This is a genomic window from Paenibacillus sp. FSL L8-0435, from assembly GCF_037965655.1.
GTDB lineage: Bacteria > Bacillota > Bacilli > Paenibacillales > Paenibacillaceae > Paenibacillus.
The window spans coordinates 3,699,399-3,718,805 of the sequence record NZ_CP150185.1 but is presented as its reverse complement, the minus strand read 5'-3'; the positions used below and the strand labels follow the sequence as shown (position 1 = coordinate 3,718,805).

At 42.9% G+C, this 19,407-nt stretch carries 19 protein-coding genes; 5 read left to right on the top strand and 14 right to left on the bottom strand.

What is annotated here, in order from left to right; all coding sequences use genetic code 11:
* Positions 1 to 125 precede the first annotated feature (125 nt).
* Positions 126 to 842, bottom strand: coding sequence for a class I SAM-dependent methyltransferase (locus NST33_RS16080; protein ID WP_221821423.1), 717 nt, complete (start codon positions 840 to 842; stop codon positions 126 to 128).
* Positions 843 to 908: 66 nt separating this feature from the next.
* A complete protein-coding gene (locus NST33_RS16075) occupies positions 909 to 1,817 on the bottom strand; it encodes a LysR family transcriptional regulator (protein WP_221821422.1) in 909 nt (302 codons plus the stop codon).
* Between the two features lie 145 nt (positions 1,818 to 1,962).
* Between NST33_RS16075 and NST33_RS16070 the strand changes: the two genes are divergently transcribed.
* Positions 1,963 to 2,982 (top strand): alpha/beta fold hydrolase, encoded by a 1,020-nt coding sequence (locus tag NST33_RS16070; protein WP_221821421.1) that lies wholly within the window; start codon positions 1,963 to 1,965, stop codon positions 2,980 to 2,982.
* Between the two features lie 293 nt (positions 2,983 to 3,275).
* Here NST33_RS16070 and NST33_RS16065 read toward each other — a convergent pair whose 3' ends face one another.
* From NST33_RS16065 to NST33_RS16040, 6 genes are all read right to left on the bottom strand, one after another.
* Positions 3,276 to 4,316, bottom strand: a complete 1,041-nt coding sequence (locus NST33_RS16065; protein WP_221821420.1) for an NADH:flavin oxidoreductase — start codon at positions 4,314 to 4,316, stop codon at positions 3,276 to 3,278.
* Between the two features lie 205 nt (positions 4,317 to 4,521).
* Positions 4,522 to 5,097, bottom strand: a complete 576-nt coding sequence (locus tag NST33_RS16060) for a TetR/AcrR family transcriptional regulator (RefSeq protein ID WP_221821419.1) — start codon at positions 5,095 to 5,097, stop codon at positions 4,522 to 4,524.
* 325 nt (positions 5,098 to 5,422) lie between these two features.
* Complete coding sequence (locus tag NST33_RS16055) at positions 5,423 to 6,397, bottom strand: phosphotransferase (protein ID WP_221821418.1); 975 nt, start codon at positions 6,395 to 6,397, stop codon at positions 5,423 to 5,425.
* Positions 6,398 to 6,806: 409 nt separating this feature from the next.
* Positions 6,807 to 7,511, bottom strand: a complete 705-nt coding sequence (locus NST33_RS16050) for a hypothetical protein (protein WP_260632760.1) — start codon at positions 7,509 to 7,511, stop codon at positions 6,807 to 6,809.
* Positions 7,512 to 7,612: 101 nt separating this feature from the next.
* Positions 7,613 to 8,977: a HAMP domain-containing sensor histidine kinase gene (locus NST33_RS16045; protein WP_313771458.1), complete on the bottom strand. Its 1,365-nt coding sequence runs from the start codon at positions 8,975 to 8,977 to the stop codon at positions 7,613 to 7,615.
* Between the two features lie 71 nt (positions 8,978 to 9,048).
* Positions 9,049 to 9,756 (bottom strand): response regulator transcription factor, encoded by a 708-nt coding sequence (locus tag NST33_RS16040; RefSeq protein WP_127549319.1) that lies wholly within the window; start codon positions 9,754 to 9,756, stop codon positions 9,049 to 9,051.
* Between the two features lie 157 nt (positions 9,757 to 9,913).
* Here NST33_RS16040 and NST33_RS16035 point away from each other — a divergent pair, with 157 nt between their 5' ends.
* Complete coding sequence (locus NST33_RS16035) at positions 9,914 to 10,171, top strand: GlsB/YeaQ/YmgE family stress response membrane protein (RefSeq protein ID WP_024630063.1); 258 nt, start codon at positions 9,914 to 9,916, stop codon at positions 10,169 to 10,171.
* Positions 10,172 to 10,314: 143 nt separating this feature from the next.
* On the opposite strand, the gene NST33_RS16030 is transcribed toward NST33_RS16035, so the two are convergent.
* Positions 10,315 to 10,950 carry a TetR/AcrR family transcriptional regulator gene (locus NST33_RS16030; RefSeq protein WP_221821416.1) on the bottom strand — a complete coding sequence of 212 codons (636 nt, stop codon included), beginning with the start codon at positions 10,948 to 10,950 and terminating at the stop codon, positions 10,315 to 10,317.
* Positions 10,951 to 11,079: 129 nt separating this feature from the next.
* Between NST33_RS16030 and NST33_RS16025 the strand changes: the two genes are divergently transcribed.
* Positions 11,080 to 12,672, top strand: a complete 1,593-nt coding sequence (locus NST33_RS16025; RefSeq protein ID WP_221821415.1) for an FAD-dependent monooxygenase — start codon at positions 11,080 to 11,082, stop codon at positions 12,670 to 12,672.
* A gap of 82 nt (positions 12,673 to 12,754) precedes the next feature.
* Here the strand turns inward: NST33_RS16025 and NST33_RS16020 are convergent, their stop codons facing one another.
* On the bottom strand, positions 12,755 to 13,213 hold the full coding sequence (locus tag NST33_RS16020; RefSeq protein ID WP_221821414.1) for a pentapeptide repeat-containing protein: 459 nt from the start codon (positions 13,211 to 13,213) through the stop codon (positions 12,755 to 12,757).
* A 376-nt stretch (positions 13,214 to 13,589) separates the two neighbouring features.
* Here NST33_RS16020 and NST33_RS16015 point away from each other — a divergent pair, with 376 nt between their 5' ends.
* On the top strand, positions 13,590 to 15,146 hold the full coding sequence (locus NST33_RS16015) for a BCCT family transporter (RefSeq protein ID WP_221821413.1): 1,557 nt from the start codon (positions 13,590 to 13,592) through the stop codon (positions 15,144 to 15,146).
* Between the two features lie 164 nt (positions 15,147 to 15,310).
* On the opposite strand, the gene NST33_RS16010 is transcribed toward NST33_RS16015, so the two are convergent.
* The 3 genes from NST33_RS16010 to NST33_RS16000 form a co-directional block, all read right to left on the bottom strand.
* On the bottom strand, positions 15,311 to 15,742 hold the full coding sequence (locus NST33_RS16010; protein WP_221821412.1) for a universal stress protein: 432 nt from the start codon (positions 15,740 to 15,742) through the stop codon (positions 15,311 to 15,313).
* Positions 15,743 to 15,747: 5 nt separating this feature from the next.
* Positions 15,748 to 16,980, bottom strand: coding sequence for an MFS transporter (locus NST33_RS16005; RefSeq protein ID WP_221821411.1), 1,233 nt, complete (start codon positions 16,978 to 16,980; stop codon positions 15,748 to 15,750).
* Positions 16,981 to 17,196: 216 nt separating this feature from the next.
* Entirely contained in the window at positions 17,197 to 17,757 is a 561-nt protein-coding gene (locus NST33_RS16000) for an XRE family transcriptional regulator (RefSeq protein ID WP_221821410.1), read from the bottom strand.
* A gap of 179 nt (positions 17,758 to 17,936) precedes the next feature.
* Here NST33_RS16000 and NST33_RS15995 point away from each other — a divergent pair, with 179 nt between their 5' ends.
* Positions 17,937 to 18,881 (top strand): NAD(P)-dependent oxidoreductase, encoded by a 945-nt coding sequence (locus tag NST33_RS15995; protein ID WP_221821759.1) that lies wholly within the window; start codon positions 17,937 to 17,939, stop codon positions 18,879 to 18,881.
* A 31-nt stretch (positions 18,882 to 18,912) separates the two neighbouring features.
* On the opposite strand, the gene NST33_RS15990 is transcribed toward NST33_RS15995, so the two are convergent.
* A complete protein-coding gene (locus NST33_RS15990; RefSeq protein WP_221821408.1) occupies positions 18,913 to 19,398 on the bottom strand; it encodes a nitroreductase family protein in 486 nt (161 codons plus the stop codon).
* Positions 19,399 to 19,407: the final 9 nt, after the last annotated feature.

The following is a 19,407-nucleotide window of genomic DNA, read 5'->3' as shown; positions in this document are numbered from 1 at the left end:
CTCCAGTTCATCATATATGAACAAATTTCATTGAATGGATTTGAATGAACCATGTTTTGTAGTTATTTTAGGAATAAGAAGTGTGTTCAATCTGCTCTGGTCCCTTGAAATTTTTTTACTAACTGCTATTTTACACAATGAAAAATAAACGATCTATTCTGAGAATTTGCTTGTTTGAATTCCCAATCACCATATGTTTTAATTTTTGAAAAACCGATTTGTTTCAGCGACTCATCGAATTCTTCTTGATTTCGAAACCTCAGCTGCATTTTTTCATGAACTAACACTTTGTCTGTTTTAGTATTTTTTACTATTTCATAGAAAGTGTAAATATCTCCCTCAAACCCTTCATATTCTGTATAAATTTCTAAAGGATCTCCGCTTAGTCTATCTTTAGCTAAGTCAGGAGTTTTGTCCTTCTCCCATTCTTCCCATCCTTTTACCAAAGGGTTTCTTGTATCAAAAATAAAGTGACCCCCGATTTTTAGGGATCGGAATACGTCTGAGATTACTCGTTTCCAGCTGTCATCTGTAAGAAATACCTGTGCAACATTCGCTGTCATAATTACCGCATCATAGGTATTGGTTTGTAAATCCGCACTATCACCTATAATCCATTCCACACTTTCAGAATTATCTTTACTTCGCGCTATTTCAATCGCTTCTTCATTGGGATCTATAGCGGTAATTTTATAACCGTACTGAACAAGATGAGTAGTCCATCTTCCTGTTCCACAGCCCAGGTCAGCTACAGATTCTACTTGTAATCTCTTTAACAATGAAAGGAAAAATTCATCGTCTTTTCCCCAATGGTTAATCTGGTCATATACTAATGGAATCATAAATAATGTCTCCTCACTTTCAACAGCATTTTACTGTGCTCAAGAGTTTGATGTCTCGTACATAAGCTATACGGTTTTATTTTCACTCTGTGAACCAAAAACTACCCTAGTTGCTTCTATAAAAGATAACATGATTGGTGAAAGCCACTTGTCTTTATGCCACAACATCTGTGTATATACCTGCAAGTCCGGAATTTTCCATGGGAGGACAACAAGTTCTCCACGTTCAACTTCAGATTCCGCGACGATCTCAGGAAGAAAGGCAATACCGATTCCTGAAATTGCACATTGTTTAATGGCTTCAGCACTTTGAAACTCTAAATATGTAATGCTATCAATGCCCTCTTTCTCAAATGACCGATCAAACATCGTCCGATAGGGACAACCCTTCTCATTTGTCAGGAACACTTCATCATGAAAATCTTCCAATTGCAGCACAGTTCGTTTGGCGAGTGGGTGATCTGGAGCAGCTAACAATCGGAAATGTTCTTCCAGCAAGGGTTCCACGGAAAGTCCACTCGAGCGAATGGGTTCATCCAACATATAAACAATATCCGTGGTTCCCTCAAAGAGCGTTTGCTTGAGCTCTTGATTCGGAACTGAGCGGAAAATTAGGCGAACTCCCGGATGCTGCGAACGAAACCGTTGGAAGATAGGTGGAAGCCGGTAGGAGCAAATAACCTCATTGGCACTTATCGTTAAAGTACCACTTAGTTTTTCATTATCATGGACAGCACTTCGAGCTTCGTCCATTTTTTCGAGAACGCCTTGGGCGTGTGTTAAAAAGCGTTTACCCGCAGTTGTGAGCGCGAGTTGCTTGCCCAACCGATCAAAGAGGCGAACCCCTAGCTCATCTTCCAATGCTTTAATTTGCATCGTGACGTTGGAAGGAACGTAGCTCAGCGCTTCTGCTGCCCGCGTGAAATTCAAAGTTTTTGCAACCGTACAAAACGTATTCAGTTGACGGAATTCCATCCGATGATCCCTCCTTCATCTTTCAATTTTATTGAATACTATCTTGAATTATATTCACTTTTATTGAGAGTATCACAGCTCTATACTGAGTACAAGAGATCACAGTGAACATGTGGTTTTTCATTTTGAAGGGAGCAATTATACGATGGATTATGAAATTTTTAATTTGGGTGATGTACTCTTACAATCAGGAGTGACGTTACCAAACGCTTATCTCGCTTATCAAACTTACGGAAAATTAAATGAACAGAAAGATAATGTTATTGTCTATCCAACGGCTTTTGGAGATCAGCATATTCAGAATGAATGGCTCATTGGCAGCGGGATGGCACTGGATCCAGAGAAATATTTTATTATCGTTCCCAATTTGCTGGGCAATGGGCTCTCTTCCTCTCCCAGTAACACGCCTCCTCCATTCGATCGGGCTAACTTTCCACAGGTAACCATCTATGACAACGTTCGATTCCAGCAACAACTGCTGACCGGAAAATTCGGTATTGAAAAGATTGCTCTCGTCGTCGGGTGGTCGATGGGCGGCATTCAGGCATTTCAATGGGGGGCAAGTTACCCGGAGATGGTTGAACGAATCGCACCTTTCGGAGGCATCGCCAAACCTTGGCCACACACATTTGTGGTCCTGGAAGGCGTGAAAGCTTCACTGCTATCTGCAGTCGGCTTCGACTCAAATAAATTAAACCAACTAAGTTCTACAGACATGCGTGCCGTTGGTCGGGTCTATGCAGGATGGGGACTATCACATGCATTTTATAGAGAAGAGCATTACCGTGAGATGGGATTTGACACATTGGAGGATTTTGTAGCTGGTGTCTGGGAAAATAGCTTTATGAATATGGATCCGCATAATGTTCTGGCCATGTTATGGACAGGCCAACATGCTGATATCAGTGCAAACCCCTCCTATAACGGAGACTTTGATAAAGCACTTCAGAGCATAAAAGCACTTGCCTGTATCATGCCGGGAAGCACGGATCTCTTCTGCACAGCGGACGATAATGAATATGAAGCTAAGCGTATACCTAATGCTGTCTTGAAACCAATTCAATCGATCTGGGGCCATTTTGCCGGTCGTGGAATCAACAGTGCCGATAATCAATTGATTGATGACAATCTAAAACACTTGTTGTCACTTAGCACTAATGAATAGATCGTCACTTGCATTGGGAATTCAGTGAAGAGAAGCGTTGATCTTTCGGAGGGAGAGCTCCCCCCCGAGCAGTGGTGTTGTTGAGTGATGATGTAGAAATTAAGGAACCAGCAATAATGAAGTTGAGGACCTTATTCCGATGTTTCTTTTGCATCCTCTGCCAGTCTCATCTCTATGTCTTTCATCTTTAATTCCACCGGATAGCTCACTCTGGTTGCCATTATAAACACACCTCCAAGATGATCTTGAAGGTGTGTTTAATTAATACATATTCCTAATGATTATAACTGCAATTAAGTAAGTACAGTCATCGCCTCTCTTGTGAATGGAACCAGATCATCAATACGTCCTTCTTGAATTTTCTTAACCCATTCAGGGTCGACTAGAAGAGCACGGCCTACAGCAACCAGATCAAACTCATCATTCTGAAGTCGTTGTACCAATCCCTCGATACCGACGTTACTTGCGCCTTTACCTTCTGTGAACAGACTTGTAAAGTCACCATCAAGACCAATCGATCCAACAGTAATTGTTGGTTTACCAGTCAGTTTTTTGGTCCATCCAGCAAAATTCAGATCAGACCCTTCGAATTCCGGCTCCCAGAAACGGCGTGTGGAACAGTGGAAAATATCGACTCCAGCTTGAACCAACGGTGCAAGAAGCTGCTCTAGTAATTCCGGTGTTTCAGCCAATTTAGCCTGATAATCATCTGTCTTCCACTGAGATAAACGCAGTACAATAGGGAATTCCGATCCCACTACTTTACGGCAAGCCTCAATCACTTCAACTGCAAAACGTGTGCGAGCCATCATATCTCCACCGTAACGATCTGTACGAGAGTTGGTTTTCTCATACAGGAATTGGTCGATCAGATAGCCGTGTGCTCCATGGATTTCAACACCATCGAACCCAACGCGTTTCGCTTCTGAGGCTGCTTGTGCGAATTCCTGAACGATTGTAGCAATCTCAGCTTCCGAATAATCATTAACATGACCTTTGGCTCCCATATGCCAGATCTGTGGAATAATTCGACCGCCAGCTTCATGTACTTCAGATACAACATGTGCCCAACCATTCATTGCAGCTTCGCCATAAAAGTGCGGCACATTGGCTTGATTGGATGCATCCGGATGATTAATTATTGTCCCTTCTGTTACAATAAGTCCCACTGCGTTCTCTGCTCTACGGCGGTAATAGCCCGCAACATTCGAACCCGGGATACCGTCCGGAGAAAATTGACGCGTCATCGGCGCCATCACGATCCGATTGGATAACTTCAAGTGACCTAACTCTACAGGTTGGAACAATGCTTCTACGGATTGAGAATAATTCATAATAACCTCCACATATTTCGTTTTATATAAATTGACCTAGGAGATGTTAAACAGCAACCAGCCTGGTTAACAGCTAGACGTTATTTCCAAATGAATCAATACACGATTTTTATCGAAAAGCTCCACCTCCTTCAAGGTTTCGTGGTGTATTAATCCGCCTTCAATTATTTTTGACTTCGTAGTCAAGAATTTCACAAAAAAAAGATCAAGACATGATCATGCCAAATGAAGTACGCAGAACCGTCTCGATCTGTTCACGGGATGAACCTGATTTCTCCATAACTCTCACACCAAGAATGGTGTTATTTAGATAAGATGCAAGCTCTATACTCGTATACCGGTTGGAAATTAACTGTTGTTTCTGGCCACTACGTATGATCTTCTCTAATACCAGTTGAATCTCTTCTGCCATGAGCTCAGCTTCTCGTGTGACCTGCTCGTCATCTGTTCCGAATTCGAGTGATGCATTCACAATTAGACACCCTTGGCAGCTAGTTTCATCGTCTAAAAGGGAATATCGTAAGGTATCCAGTTTATCAACGGGAGACGAATCCAGGGCTTCAATCTGTTTCAGTTTCGCTATAACCTGTTCACGGTAAAGTGCCAGCGCCTTCAGGAACAACGATCGCTTGTCTTTAAAAACACAGTACAAACTTTGCTTTTTGACTCCTGTAGTACGCGTAAGGTCCTCATAAGAAGTTGCTTTGAAGCCTTGATTCCAGAACACTTCCATAGACTGGTGTAATACACGATCGACATCAAATTCTCTTGGTCTGCTCATGGGATTAATGTATCAGTTATTGACCATGCAGTCAAGAACTGATCATTTTACATCCTGTTTGAAAACTGTTTATGTTTTTGTCGTTCGCATACCTGGCGTATATTCACAAAATTCATCTATCCTGCCCGTTAACGTAATGAAGGCTGCCGGCTAACACAGGCAGCTTCATTTTCGTCGTTTATTCAATTATAATTTCTACGTTAGCGCAATAAAGCATTAACTTTTAATATCTTCTTTAGCCTTTTGTCTATATCTTGTATTCATGTCTTGAACTCTGTTTATATTATAACGTTATCTAGAACGGGAAATTACACTAACCTACTCCTTAGTTTAACAAAAATTTTTCTCCTTTAAGATATTTCCTAAAATAGTTTTCAATAACTGATGGAAAACTTGCCGCTAAGGATTGTTGTTCAGTTGGATTTAGTGAATGGAATGCGAAAGTCCTAATGATTGACCAAATAAAAAATGCTTCTAATAACTCGACATAATTCTCTTCCAGTTGATTTACTTTGCTATACGATGAAATAAATACTTTCCTATTATCAGATGAAAGATGCAAAAATGTTTCAGCCATATCAAATAAATAAAAGCCATAGCCACAATTCGAAAAATCTATAGGTTGAGGAGTATTGTCATAAAATACATAGTTACTCTCATGAAGGTCAGAATGAATAACTCCCCAGTTACTTGGCAAAGGTTTATAATTTTGTATCACATTTGCTATTTTATGTGCTGACTCTTCCACATGAACAAACACTTCACTTGGGATAAGCTCTAAATTTACTAACCGTTTTAATTGATTTAGTGATGAATATAAATGATCAGAATTGTATATTGGTCTATTAAAGCCTTCAGGTGCATTCCACTGCATAGAATGTTTATGTAGAGCCGCCATTAAGAGAGCTAAATTTTCAGTTTCATTACTTGTTGGCTCTCTTTGAAGTACGCTTCCATGAATCCAATGATGAATAGTCGCCATGATTGTATTTTCGCTAAGATCAGTTGAGATTTCTGTTACCAGATCACCTTGAAGATTTCTAACAGGTGCAGGTACGACGAGATTTGTATCTTTAACCAAAGCTTCAAGCCAAATAAGCTCTGATGCGATATTCCCTTTTGATTGAATGGAAATTGTTGAGATATGGATTTTGATAAGAAACTTTTGATGATCATCGTTGGTCTGAACTTGAAATGTAACATTATCACTCTTTCCGAGATACAGAAGTTTTTCCCAATAGATTGGGTATTGATGTAAAGCTTCTTTCGCCACCTTCGCATAATCTTCTTCAGAAAGCATAGTATCCACTCCAGTTAATGTGATTTTTACTTTACAATTTTACCAAGTGAACTTTATTTTATGGTGATAAAAGTTGATTATAACTAAACTTTACTGCCCGGCCGATCCTGTTGATCGGCGGTCCCCTTTGGTTTCATGGAACTATTGTTTCCCTTTAGTTCAATCGACCTTCTTCGTTTACGATACTGTCCTCCGTGTTGTCTGTAACAGCAAGTTTTAGAGCCATCCTATGAGGGATGACCCTTTCGCTTTGTTATACAATCGTATACTTAGGACAATCGTTACGTTTTCTTTACTGATATCAGATCCTACCCTGTGTATGCCATGGCATCCCATTGTACCGATAAAATAAAAAAGCCGATAAATTAGCGACTTCAATAGGACTATCTTCTTGTCTTTCGACTAAATATTAATCCAAAAGGCTGTAGATCTGAATGCTCTCTACCTTGGCATCCTTGATATGAAACGACATTACATCCACATAATTGGATGGCTCGTAACGGTAGTCATCTTCCTCATTAGGGGCTCCATCACCAAGCAGTTTCCCCTCGGGGTAGGCGTCTTTGAGTGTATCCAGACTATCTCCTGCTTTAATGTTTCGCACTGTCGTGTACTTAGGATCTGTGATTTCGATATGAAAGATGGAGTCTTGTTTTCCTTCCGGTATACTGATTGTTTTAATCTCCAGACCAGGATACGTATAGACCTTTTCTGTAAAACCGATTAACGTATCCATGTTGGTTCCATCGTCGGCACTGTACGTATGAGATTTCAGGTTATCCGGTTTGCCCAGCATCTGTTCCATCTGGTCTTCATTCGCTGTATCCGAAATCGCAATGGTGTGCTCATTATAGACAAAAGCAAGCTCCTTCAGCACCACATTGCCTTCCTTCTCCATCGAACCTTCTTTAATAGCTTCAGTACCCTTTTCTTCCGAACTTTCGGAAGCAGGCGCAGGAGAATTGGTTGCTCCTTCGCCTTTGCTCTGTTCATTCGCTGTGTTCTGTCCGGTTGCTGGGGGCGTAGCATCATTGGACTGACAGCCCGCTAATGCCACCGTTAGTAGAGCACCTAGTACGATAACACCTGTTGCTTTGTTTATCAATTTCATCATGATCCCTCCATAAATGTGTGATTTGTTCTTATGAAGTGATTATAAATAAAACATTTGTTAGTCTCATAACAGAAATGTACCAATCTTGTAACGTTAATTATTTACGATTGTGTTTCCGCACGGGGCAACACAATCGTAACGGTTGTTCCTTCCCCGATTTGACTTTCCATGTCAATATAACCATTAAACCGCTCGACAATCTCCTTGCAAATAGAAAGCCCAAGACCTGAACCGTTCGCTGTGCTAGCATTTTTGGCCCGGTAAAAACGTTCCTGCACTCGCTCCAGCTCCTCGCCCGAGATACCGATCCCTTGATCACGTATCCGTATAACTACCTCACTTGGCGTATGTTCCAACTTCAATTCGATTAGCGATGGACTGCCTGAATATTTGATGGCATTGTCCACAAGGTTCGCGATCGCATGGGACATCAGCATTGGATTCACGTTGGCGTAAACTTTTGTCGTACCCTCATCATCTGGTTCTTCCTCCACTTGACTGACTCTGATCTCGATACCTTTATCCTTAGCCTTGGCTCCCATATTCATTGTGACTTCCTGAATAAGTTCATTCATTTCCGTTGTCTCGACTTCCAGTTCGTTAGAACCAGCCTTGTCGAATCGGGATAACAACAACAGTTCATTAATCAAGCGTGTCAGCCGATCCGATTCCTGCAGCAGATGAGCATAGATTTTTTGCAGCTCCTTGTTCTCAGTCTCCCCTTCAACCAAGTATTGAGAGAAACCACGAATGGCTGCCAAGGGTGTTTTTAACTCGTGAGATACGTTGGAGACAAATTGTTTCTGATACTGAATGTAATCATGAAGCTGCCGCCCCATGGAATCCAGCCCATCTGCCAGCATGCCCAGCTCATCCTTCCGGTTTAGATGAACTCTACGAAACTCCTGTCTAGAGAAACTTTGCGCAGCGCTAAGCAACAGTTTAATCGGCTTGGTTGTGTTGCGGGCAATCCACAGACTGGATAACGTAATCAGTATAATAAATCCGCCTGCGCCGACAAACAGGATATAACGGATTTGATCCATAATCGCATAAAAGTAGGAAATATCCTCCACGAACTCATACACATAAGCGTTTTCGTAGAATTGATCCTGAATGGGCGTCGCAAAATAAAGCAGATGATCTTCCGTGACGGTGTAGGTATAACTGCCGCTCAGGGCTTTCTCTATATTTTTGTCAAAAATAAGCGGTTTGGCATCATTAATGATGATGCCATCCACAGCCAGGCCCAGCAACTGCTTGGAGCTGTCATAGATACGTACTTCCTTGCCTGAAGCTTTCAGCTTCTCTAGAGCAAGTCTGACAATTTCCTTGGTCTGGGGCTCTCCTGAAGATGACCTATGTTGCGACAACACCTCACGGAAGGACAACTCGGACAGATCCGCTTTCTCCATCATCTGTTTCTCAATGGTAATGAAGCTGTAGTAATCGATGGCTTTATTCACCGCAAAAATGATGATGCCAAAGGACAGCACGGAGAAAAATAAATAATTCAGCAGTAACCGGGTTGCATACTTCAGGCCTCGCCACCTCCAAGTTGATAGCCAAATCCATAGATCGTCCTGACATACTTCGGTTCGTCCGCGTTATCCTCCAGCTTCTTCCGTAACCGCATGATGGTCATATCCACACTGCGACTGTCTCCCATAAAATCATATCCCCATCCGATCTGCAACAGCTCATCCCGGGTAAAGATTTTGTCTGGCCTTTTGAGTAACGTTTCCAGAATTTTAAACTCTTTAGCCGTTAAAGACACGGGTACACCGTTTTTCAGCACCCTGCGGCTTTCCAGATCAAATGTCAGCTCTTCATGAATGATGCGTGTAGATTTCACCTCTGTTCCTTCACTTGATTCTTCCTTGCTCTCGTTTCTTCTCAGAATGACCTTGATCCGAGCGAGCAATTCACGGTTGTCAAAGGGTTTGGTCATGTAATCTTCCGCCCCTAGCTCGAGTCCCAATACCTTGTCAATCACCTCGTTTTTGGCAGAGAGCATGATCACAGGAACGGCACGTTTCCCGGTAATTTCCTTACACAAGTCATATCCGGAGCAGTCTGGCAGCATCAGATCAAGTACCACTATATCGGGTTGAAAAGAGTCGAGCAGCTGCAAGCCCGTTTTGCCGTCCTCTGCGGTCTGCACATCGTAGTTTTCTCGCCTTAGCACCAGCTCAATTAAATCTCGAATTGCGATTTCATCATCAATGACTAGGATTTTCTTCAACTGTACACCCCTATCTAGCCCTGTTTTCACCAGCTTTAATCAACTATTAACCCATCTTAGCACAGGCGATTTAGATTCCTCCACCCGCAGGAAGATGAGGTATATTCAAACGAACCCTACATAACCTGTAATAACCCCGAAGAAAGAAGAACAATCCATGGATCTGCTCTGGGTACTCATTGTTGGTGGACTTATTGGCTGGTTAAGCGGCAACTTGATTGGGCGGGACGTACCGGGCGGTGTACTTGGAAACATTATTGCGGGTTTTATCGGTTCCTGGTTAGGAACGGAATTGCTGGGACCAAGGGGGCCGGTGATTGGCGGATTTCATATTATTCCCGCCATCGTTGGCTCGATTATTGCTCTGCTCATCTTCTTCGCTCTGGCACGCGGCGGAGCCTTCCGAAGACGTTAACCAAGAGAGACGGGAACTATACCGTCGTTCATTAAGGATAAACACAAAAGGACCGAAAGCATTCATCGATGGAAGATGAACATTTACGGTCCTTTTTTATTTTTTGAACAAAATCGCAATCAGTATGATGGTTGATTTTCGTTTTAAACGGTACGAGGTCCATAAGCACTAAGAAAGACGCGTACGCCTTCAGTGATGATACGTTTGGTTTGTTCCTCTTCGAATGCCTCTGTTTTTCTAGGTTGATTAAATACCAATAAAAACGTTAATGCAGCGAAGTGCTTTGTAGCCATTTCAGGATCGGGCACATGGAGCAATCCGGTTTGTCCAAACTCTGTAAACCTCCTGATAATCCCCTCTTCAGTTGCGTTATCCAGCCTATCAAAAAACGAGTCTGGCAGGTTGGCGGCTTCCACCATAACCAGACGGATCAAAGCCATGTAATCGGACGAACCGTTCGCAGAAGCTACGATTTGTTCGCAAAATAAGATGAGCGCCTGCTTCAGATCCTCGAATTCCAAGAGGTGATCTGAAATCCCTTGCTCAATCATGTCAAGAACCGCCAAACTGGATTCTTCAACAACGGCAAGCAGTAGATTCTGTTTGTCGCCATAATAATCATAAACTGTCCGTTTGGAAACTCCCGCTTTAGCTGCGACCGCATCAACGCTGGATCGATCAAACCCATCGGAAAGAAACAGGTCTCGTGCTGCCGCCATAATTTTAGCTCTTTTGTCTGAAGAGCCTTTGCGGATTTTCTTGTTTTCCGTATGATCCATTCTTACGTGCCCCCTTATAGGTATACCATCAGAAATTAATTAGAGTTCCGTTCTGTTTACAAATTACACTGCACGGTGTAGTATAGCAAATGTAGCATATCAAATCAATGAACAAGGAGGATTCTATTCATGAATAGCAAGCCGTCTTTTGTTGATGTTCTTATTGTCGGGGCAGGACCTACAGGGCTTACACTTGCCTGTGATCTCGCCCGTCGAAACATCAACCATCGTATTATTGAACGAAGCTCCTTATTTAACGTTGCTTCTCGCGCCAAAGGAATACAGCCTCGCTCGCTTGAAGTCGTCGATGATTTGGAGGCCGTCCACTACATTATTGACACAGGTGTTGTGGATTTGCCTGTTCGTTATTATACCGCAGATGGCAGGAGTGTGGACAAGCCGGCTATTACCGTTGCAGCCAGCCCCGAACTTGAAACACCCTATCGTGATCCGGTTTGGATTGCTCAATATGATGTGGAAAAAGCATTGCGCGACCGATATGCAGTGCTTGACGGTCAAGTTGAGTTGGGCATGGAAGCCATAAGTCTTGTTCAGGATGAGGATGGTGTAACGATAACCGTGAATACACCACAAGGAGAAGAGCAAATTCGCGCTCGTTATGTAGTCGGCGCTGACGGAGGCAAAAGCAATATCCGCAAATTTATTCACTTACCGTTGGTTGGGGAAACACACGATCATGAGCGATGGTATCTTGGCGATGTACGATTGGAAGGGTTAGATCGTGACCATATCCATATCTGGACTTCTTCGGAGGGGATGGTCGGGGTGACGCCGCTGCCAAAATCCGATATTTGGCAACTGCAGGCTACAATTCCGGAAGACATCGAAGAACCAGAGCAGCCGTCGCTAGAGGCGTATCAAGCCATGTTTGACCGTCGCGCCGGGGCCGACCGTGTTCGGCTCACAGATGCTTCTTGGCTGTCCATCTATCGGGTCAACGTTCGTATGGTCGAATGTTACCGCAACGGCCGGGTCTTCCTTGCCGGCGATGCTGCTCATGTTCATTCGCCGGCCGGTGGTCAAGGCATGAATACGGGGATGCAGGACGCGTACAATCTCGGCTGGAAGCTGGCGGCTGTGATGCGGGGAGCGGACACCGCCTTACTCGACACGTACGATGAGGAGCGCCGCCCAGTGGCTCAATCTGTTCTTGAGGACAGCACGAAGAAGATGGGAGTGGTCATAGGAACGGCGACTGAAGGCGGAGGGTTGTCCCAAACTTTGAGCACCATATCCGACGATCTGACGAGCGGGCTACTCATTTCCTATCGCTCAAGTTCGCTTATCCGTCGTTCTGCTCGAACAAATGCTACCCGTTCATTTCCTGGGGATCGTGCTCCTAATGCTACGGGCCTGCAAGGCACCGGATTTGCAGGAAGTCTCTTTGACCTATTGCGAGGCCCACACTGGACGCTTTTGGCTTTTGCAAGCAGCATCGATCCTTCGCTGAAGAACTTCACCAACAATGAACTCCATATGCATTATATCCTGCCATCCCACGTGGAGGGGGCGGCGGAAGGTATAATAGACACAGCAGGTAATGCCTATCGAATTTACGATGTAACAAATAAAGAACTCATATTGATTCGTCCCGACGGTTACATTGCAATGCGTACCTCCATTGATGATATTTCATCGATTTTGAATTACTGGAATTCCATTTATCTGGCAACTGATTTGGATAGGGCCAGCGGGAAATAAGATTAATCAAGAGGAAATTAAAGAGGGCAACTTTTGTCACCAAAAGCGGCCCCCTTCCTTTCACTTCAATCCATTTTTAAATTTACGCAATGTTACAATCCAGACTACTGAAAAATCGTTCAACAAAAACATCACCATATAGTTTCTTCATATGCGCTGTGTTAAAAATATATTGTTCCATAGGCTCAAGCTTGCGGAGACTGCGTACAAGTACTTTCCGATCATCGTCAGATAGATTAGGGTCATCATCTATCTTCGTCAGAGCATTTTTCACACGTGCGGATACCTGTTCAACATACACATGGTTTTTGGATTTTGGCGGAATACATTGCGTCAGGTCACAGTTCACAAAACGAACATCGTCAAGGATGCAGTTTTCAAAATTGGCAATTAACTTTTGGTGGCCATTTCCCTCAAACGTAATATCCACTAGCTTGCCGGTAAAGGAGCAATTGACGATATTCGCCGCTTGTAAAACCCGGTCATTGAATCTACATTTATAAAAAGTACAGTCGATAAACGTAGCATTCTCCAATGTCATCCCTATCACCCTATCATATCTACAGAATCTTTTTCATTATAATAACCTTATTTTGGAGTTGAATTCTCGTTGGAATCCCCCTCTCATTTTACTCTAAAATGAGCATAGCTAAACAAGAACCTAACTTTAGATGTATGCTTAATATACTTCTAAATCTTAACAGAAATGTTGCTTTGCATGCTGACGATAAAATGGATAGCGCATCAGCGGCTTATCACAATGCCCCATCTAAAAAGGGAACGAATAAACCGACGGGTGTTTCATTACACGGCGGTTTGTTTTAATTTATCAACAGCTAGCTTTCCGAAATATTACAAGTCGGACTAGCACATACTAAGGAACAGTTGGCTAAGCTTACATAACGGAGGGTCTCATCATGGTATTTACAATCACAATTATCATCGTTGTACTGTTTGCAATATGGGGAGCCGTCGCTCCTGCTCAGCTGGCGGATGTGGCTAATGTTGCCTACAACTTCTCTATTCAGAATTTTGGCTGGTTTTATTTGCTAGCGACACTGTTCTTCCTGATCTTTGCTTTCTATCTTGCGTTCAGCCGATTTGGCGGTATTAGGCTGGGGGATGACGATGATGAGCCGGAATATTCTACGGTTTCCTGGCTGTCCATGCTGTTTAGCGCTGGTATGGGCATTGGGCTGGTTTTCTGGGGAGTTGCTGAACCGCTGTCCCACTATTTATCTGCACCGGAGGGCGCGGTACCCGAAACAACGCAAGCAGCAAGACTTTCAATGCGTTATTCCTTTTTCCACTGGGGGCTTCATCCTTGGGCTATCTATACCGTCATCGGCTTGGCGCTCGCTTACTTCCAGTTCCGGAAAGGCTACAAAGGACTGATCAGTTCCACCTTTATTCCGCTGATCGGTGAACGTCTTGCTGCAGGCTGGCTTGGTAAGATCATTGATATTCTTGCAGTCATTGCAACGATCTTCGGTGTTGCAACCTCTCTTGGATTGGGTGCGCTTCAGATCGGTGGGGGTCTGAATTACTTATTCGGTATTCCAAACTCGACGCTGTCCCAGATTGTCATTATCTCAATTGTTACCGTACTGTTTTTGATCTCGGCAACCTCCGGTCTGGATAAAGGTATTAAGATTCTGAGCAACACCAATCTGGTTATAGCTGTGCTATTGATGGTGTTTGTATTGGTGACTGGACCGACTTCTTTTATATTTGACACATTCACGACAACATTGGGCAGTTACATGCAGAATATTATTAACATGAGTTTGAGACTGACACCGTTCTCAAGAGAAACCTGGATTGGAGCATGGACGTTATTTTACTGGGCATGGTGGATCGCATGGGCTCCCTTTGTTGGCACGTTTATCGCAAGGGTATCCCGAGGAAGAACCATAAAGGAGTTTGTAATTTACGTCATGGTTTTTCCAAGCCTGTTCGGATTTATCTGGTTCTCCGTTTTCGGTGGAACAGGACTTCACCTCGAATTGTTTAATGCCGCCCATTTGGCGGAGGCCGTCAAACAAGATACAACAACCGCTTTATTCCTTACACTGGAGCAGCTACCTTTGGGTACGATCATAGCATTTATCGCTACACTCCTGATCATGACCTTCTTTATTACGTCGGCTGATTCGGCTACCTTTGTGCTGGGTATGCTGTCTTCAGATGGCAAGCTGGACCCGAGTACGAGAGTGAAATTAACCTGGGGAATCATGCAGTCCGCCATCGCGGTAGTCCTACTGATCAGCGGGGGGTTGAACGGTCTACAGACGGCCTCCATTGTGGCCGCACTGCCGTTCGCTGTTGTTCTTATTGGTATGTGTTTCTCCCTGCTCAAGGCTCTGCAAGCTGAGGACAGAGAGCGCCGTCAGAAAGAAAAACGGCAGCGCCAAAAACTGAAACGACTGCTGGAGGAACAAGAACACTCGCTGAATGAAATTCCCGGCAGGTAATGTATACTTGATGTTAAAAACAAACAAAAGCCCGCGTCGTTGCGGGTTTTTGTTTGTTTCATGTATTGAGTTTTTGGGATCTGTCATGAATTCTGTTTGAACCCCAGGCGGAATGATTTCTAACACTTATTCATACTATGAACGTTCCCCAGTTCCCGAAGGAGTTAATGTACAATGAGGACTGGACAACTTGATAGCTGTGAAACCTTGTGGCTGACACTTCCAAGCATCATTTCCTTAACGCCCCTAAGCCCACGGCTTCCGATAATAATAAGTTGCTGCTCGGTATCCTTTGCATAATTCAATATTTCATGCCCAGGATCTCCCTTAAGATGAACAGTTTCCGGGTTAATCCCCGCAGACTTTAATTTAGATTTGGCTTGATGCAACTGTTCCAAACTGGCTTTCTCCATTTCGTTCAGTATGTCTTCCAAAAAATTCTCTGGTACATATGTCATGCCATTTGACACATAATCCTGGCTGACATTAACCAAGGTAACTTGAGTTTGTTTATTTTGGGTTATTTCAACGGTTGCATCAAGGAGTTTGTTCGTTATTTCAGATTTATCAATGGCCACCATAATTTTGTCAAACATAGTTATCATCCTTTCCGTGGCAATTCGTAACCATTTCGACTACCTACAACACGATTACTTGCTGCTCCTATACCAACTATAAATAGTAACACGGAAGCCCCAAGAAGAATGAAAAGTGGCAGGTTCCAACTATTTGTTGCATCGTGCAGATATCCTATAAGGGCTGGACCGATTGCGGCAAGAAGATATCCGATCGATTGGGCCATGCCAGATAGTTCCGCTGCTTGATGCGCATTATCAGTGCGTAACCCGAAAAACATCATGGCCAAACTAAAGGCGAAACCTCCACCAATTCCGAGTATGACGATCCACAACAGAATGACATTAGAACTTCCGTAAAGAAGTCCGAGCGTCCCCGTCAAAAGCAAAATGGTTGTGATAACCACTAACAAACGTTGGTTAGACATACGCCCGGCAATAACAGGGACAATAAAGGTAAATGGAAGCATCGCTAACTGCATGATCGAGAGGTACCATCCAGATTGGTTGGAGTCAATTCCTTGCTGCTTTAAAATTTCAGGCAACCATGCGATCAATACATAGAAAACCATAGACTGTATACCCATGAACAAGGTTACTTGCCAAGCAAGCGGGGATCGCCAAACATTCACATCGTTGCTTGCCATTTGTTGACTCGTCTTGGCGGTTTGTTTTGTTTGATTTCTTAATTGGGGTAACCAACAGAGGATTGATACAAAGCTTAGAATCCCCCATATTCCCAATGCTCCCTGCCATTTTAGCCCTGCGTTCATGGCTAGCGGTACACTGATTCCCGATGCGATTGCTCCACATAAATTCATTGAAATGGAGTAAACCCCTGTCATGGAACCAATTTTATTTGGAAAATCCCTTTTGATTATACTTGGCAATAATACATTACATATGGCAATGGCGAATCCAAGAACTGCTGTTCCAATAAACAGATTAACTGCGCCAGATAAAGATCGTATTACAATACCAACAGTCAGAAAGATTAGGGCAATCAAAATGATACGCTCAACCCCATACCTCCGTCCTAATTTTGGTACAAGAGGTGATAACACAGCAAAGGCAAGCAAGGGTACCGTTGTGATCAGGCCTGCTAATGTATTTGAAATATGAACGTCATCCCTTATAAAACCTACTAAAGGACCAACTGAGGTTAAGGGAGTACGTAAATTAGCTGCAATAACAATAATGCCGAGAATGATCAGCGCTACAGAGGATGGCACGAATTTTTTATTTTGTTTATTCGGCATTCTTCATTTCTCCTTCCTGAATTCCTACGTCTTATATTTGCTTCTTGTTGGCTGAAAAACTTTGTTATAACATCCGCGCGAATAATGAAAGTATAGTATAAGATACTTTTATAAACAATAATTATTTTATAACATACTAAAATTGAATAAAAAAATACAACTCTGAATTCCCGTCATGGAATTCGGAGTTGCATTTAATAAGTGGATTTTCGACGACTAGAAACCATATTTTAAGGATATATGGAGCACTGTTTCGTTATTCGTATGATTGGTATAAGCGTGGGGATAATCTGCACGAAAACTGATCGTATCATATTGATTCAATGTGTACATCTCTCCATTAACTTGTAACTCGATGGAACCCGTCATTACTGTCGCAATTTCAGTTGTATTCACATGATGACCTTCAGGGTAATACGAGCTATTAGGCTGTAAGTATGCCCGACACATTTCAATATCGTTGCTTTTAAAGACGGGTTCAATGACCCAATTTTTTTCATCATTAGAAAACCGCAGTCCCTCCCCTGCTCGATACAAACTAACGGGTTTCTCTGATGTGAACAAAGCCAATAGCGGTAAAGATATTCCTTTTGAAATTTTCCATATGATAGCCAAAGTTGGATTTGTCTCACCACGTTCGATATTCCCCAGAGTAAGTTTGCTTACACCCGTTAATTCTGATAAGTCGTCTAAGGTCATGTTTTTTTCTTTTCTATACTTTTTTAATGCACCGCCGATTTGTAATACAATTTGTTTTGACTCATCGATTTCATCCATTTGATATTCTCCTCAACAAAAAAACTATATAGCTAGTATATTGTTTATCAAGATTCTTTTCCATTCCGGTTCAATAGAACGTAATGAAATCTTCTTGATAAAATTGTATTAAAAGGATAAAATGACGAGCATCAACGGTTTTATTTGAAGAATGGTAGCTTATGAAAGGTGGTTTAGCAATGAAAATTCTCATCGTTGGCAATTTTAGCGAGACCTCAAAATCCAATATTGCAGGGAGTTTTCCGCAAGACTGGAACGTTGTAATTGTTCCGCCCGGAAAAGAAATGCTGCATCATATTGAAGATTGCCAGGTAATCATTCCTGAACATATTAAAGTGGACCATAGCCTGCTTTCTAACGCAAAAAAATTGAAATTGGTACAGACGGGTGCAGGATTTGATAATGTGGATGTCCCTGCCTGTACACAGCTCGGCATTTGGGTGGCCAATGCTGCAGGAGTGAATGCACAGGCAGTGGCCGAGCACGTCATGGCACTGTTATTGTCTTATTATAAAAACATACCGTCTCTTGATACTTTCATGAAAAATAAGATGGATGAAAATCAATTGGACTATACAGGGAGTGAATTGAAGGGAAAAACGATTGGAATTATCGGTTTGGGTGCAATTGGAAAAAAAGTAGCTGCGTTTTGCAGGGTTTTTGATATGAATGTACTGGCGTATGCGAGAAATGCCACTGTACAATCGGACGATTTTGTGAAAAAGACGGATTTTGATACTCTTGTAAGCACATCGGACATAGTTAGTGTACATGTACCCTTGAATGAACAAACCAAACAGCTAATTAACAAAGCGGCATTCAAAAAAATGAAAAATACTGCTCTTTTTATCAATACAGCCCGCGGCGGCATTGTCAACGAAAGAGATTTGATTGATGCATTAAAAAACGGGGATATTTCAGGCGCATGCCTGGATGTGTTTGAATCTGAACCGCTTCCTATTGACAGTGAGCTCCGGAATCAGGGTAATGTGATACTTACTCCACATACAGCGGGAATGCCTGATGGTCGGAAATTTCATAAAACAAGATATGATTTCTTTATAAAGAATATAAAACGTGTAGAAAATGGTGAGGAGCCTGAAAGCAAGCTCAATCAGTTATGATGTTTTGGTGCAATAAAAATTGATCGCCACCCTACAGCAGTTCAAAATGAAGTTGAGTCTCAGGCAACTCTGTATTCCCTTTCCACTGATTTGCACCGTATCCCAATTCCAGAACCGCAGCAATGCGCTCGTTATTCAGTACACCAAACATTTCAGTACGGCTTGGGTCGTACATCCAGTCATGCAAGGTACAGCGCACACCCAGACTTTGCTCATGAGCCAGCAAGCGGAAATTCTGAATTAGGCAGCAGACAGCTGCAAAGTCCTCTTCCCGCTTATATTGATCCGCCTCTTCCTTCACCAAGACCAGAAGATATGCAGGGGCAGGCTCCTGTAATCCCTGCATGATGTCCCCATACCGGTTATCGGCAAAGATAAATCGCCACGGCTCTCGGAGTCCATCATTTGGCGCCCATACGGCATGATTAAGCAATTCAAGGATGAGGTCGTGCGATACCGGTTGTTCCAAAAACTCACTCGGACCGCCCATGACTCCTTCCAGATCTGACAATTTCATTTTATACCC

Excerpts from the sequence above, each read along its gene's own strand:
- NST33_RS16080 (WP_221821423.1), bottom strand. The coding sequence starts at position 842 with ATGATTCCATTAGTATATGACCAGATTAACCATTGGGGAAAAGACGAT.
- NST33_RS16075 (WP_221821422.1), bottom strand. The coding sequence starts at position 1,817 with ATGGAATTCCGTCAACTGAATACGTTTTGTACGGTTGCAAAAACTTTG.
- NST33_RS16070 (WP_221821421.1), top strand. The coding sequence starts at position 1,963 with ATGGATTATGAAATTTTTAATTTGGGTGATGTACTCTTACAATCAGGA.
- NST33_RS16065 (WP_221821420.1), bottom strand. The coding sequence starts at position 4,316 with ATGAATTATTCTCAATCCGTAGAAGCATTGTTCCAACCTGTAGAGTTA.
- NST33_RS16060 (WP_221821419.1), bottom strand. The coding sequence starts at position 5,097 with ATGAGCAGACCAAGAGAATTTGATGTCGATCGTGTATTACACCAGTCT.
- NST33_RS16055 (WP_221821418.1), bottom strand. The coding sequence starts at position 6,397 with ATGCTTTCTGAAGAAGATTATGCGAAGGTGGCGAAAGAAGCTTTACAT.
- NST33_RS16050 (WP_260632760.1), bottom strand. The coding sequence starts at position 7,511 with ATGATGAAATTGATAAACAAAGCAACAGGTGTTATCGTACTAGGTGCT.
- NST33_RS16035 (WP_024630063.1), top strand. The coding sequence starts at position 9,914 with ATGGATCTGCTCTGGGTACTCATTGTTGGTGGACTTATTGGCTGGTTA.
- NST33_RS16030 (WP_221821416.1), bottom strand. The coding sequence starts at position 10,950 with ATGGATCATACGGAAAACAAGAAAATCCGCAAAGGCTCTTCAGACAAA.
- NST33_RS16025 (WP_221821415.1), top strand. The coding sequence starts at position 11,080 with ATGAATAGCAAGCCGTCTTTTGTTGATGTTCTTATTGTCGGGGCAGGA.
- NST33_RS16020 (WP_221821414.1), bottom strand. The coding sequence starts at position 13,213 with ATGACATTGGAGAATGCTACGTTTATCGACTGTACTTTTTATAAATGT.
- NST33_RS16015 (WP_221821413.1), top strand. The coding sequence starts at position 13,590 with ATGGTATTTACAATCACAATTATCATCGTTGTACTGTTTGCAATATGG.
- NST33_RS16010 (WP_221821412.1), bottom strand. The coding sequence starts at position 15,742 with ATGTTTGACAAAATTATGGTGGCCATTGATAAATCTGAAATAACGAAC.
- NST33_RS16005 (WP_221821411.1), bottom strand. The coding sequence starts at position 16,980 with ATGCCGAATAAACAAAATAAAAAATTCGTGCCATCCTCTGTAGCGCTG.
- NST33_RS16000 (WP_221821410.1), bottom strand. The coding sequence starts at position 17,757 with ATGGATGAAATCGATGAGTCAAAACAAATTGTATTACAAATCGGCGGT.
- NST33_RS15995 (WP_221821759.1), top strand. The coding sequence starts at position 17,937 with ATGAAAATTCTCATCGTTGGCAATTTTAGCGAGACCTCAAAATCCAAT.
- NST33_RS15990 (WP_221821408.1), bottom strand. The coding sequence starts at position 19,398 with ATGAAATTGTCAGATCTGGAAGGAGTCATGGGCGGTCCGAGTGAGTTT.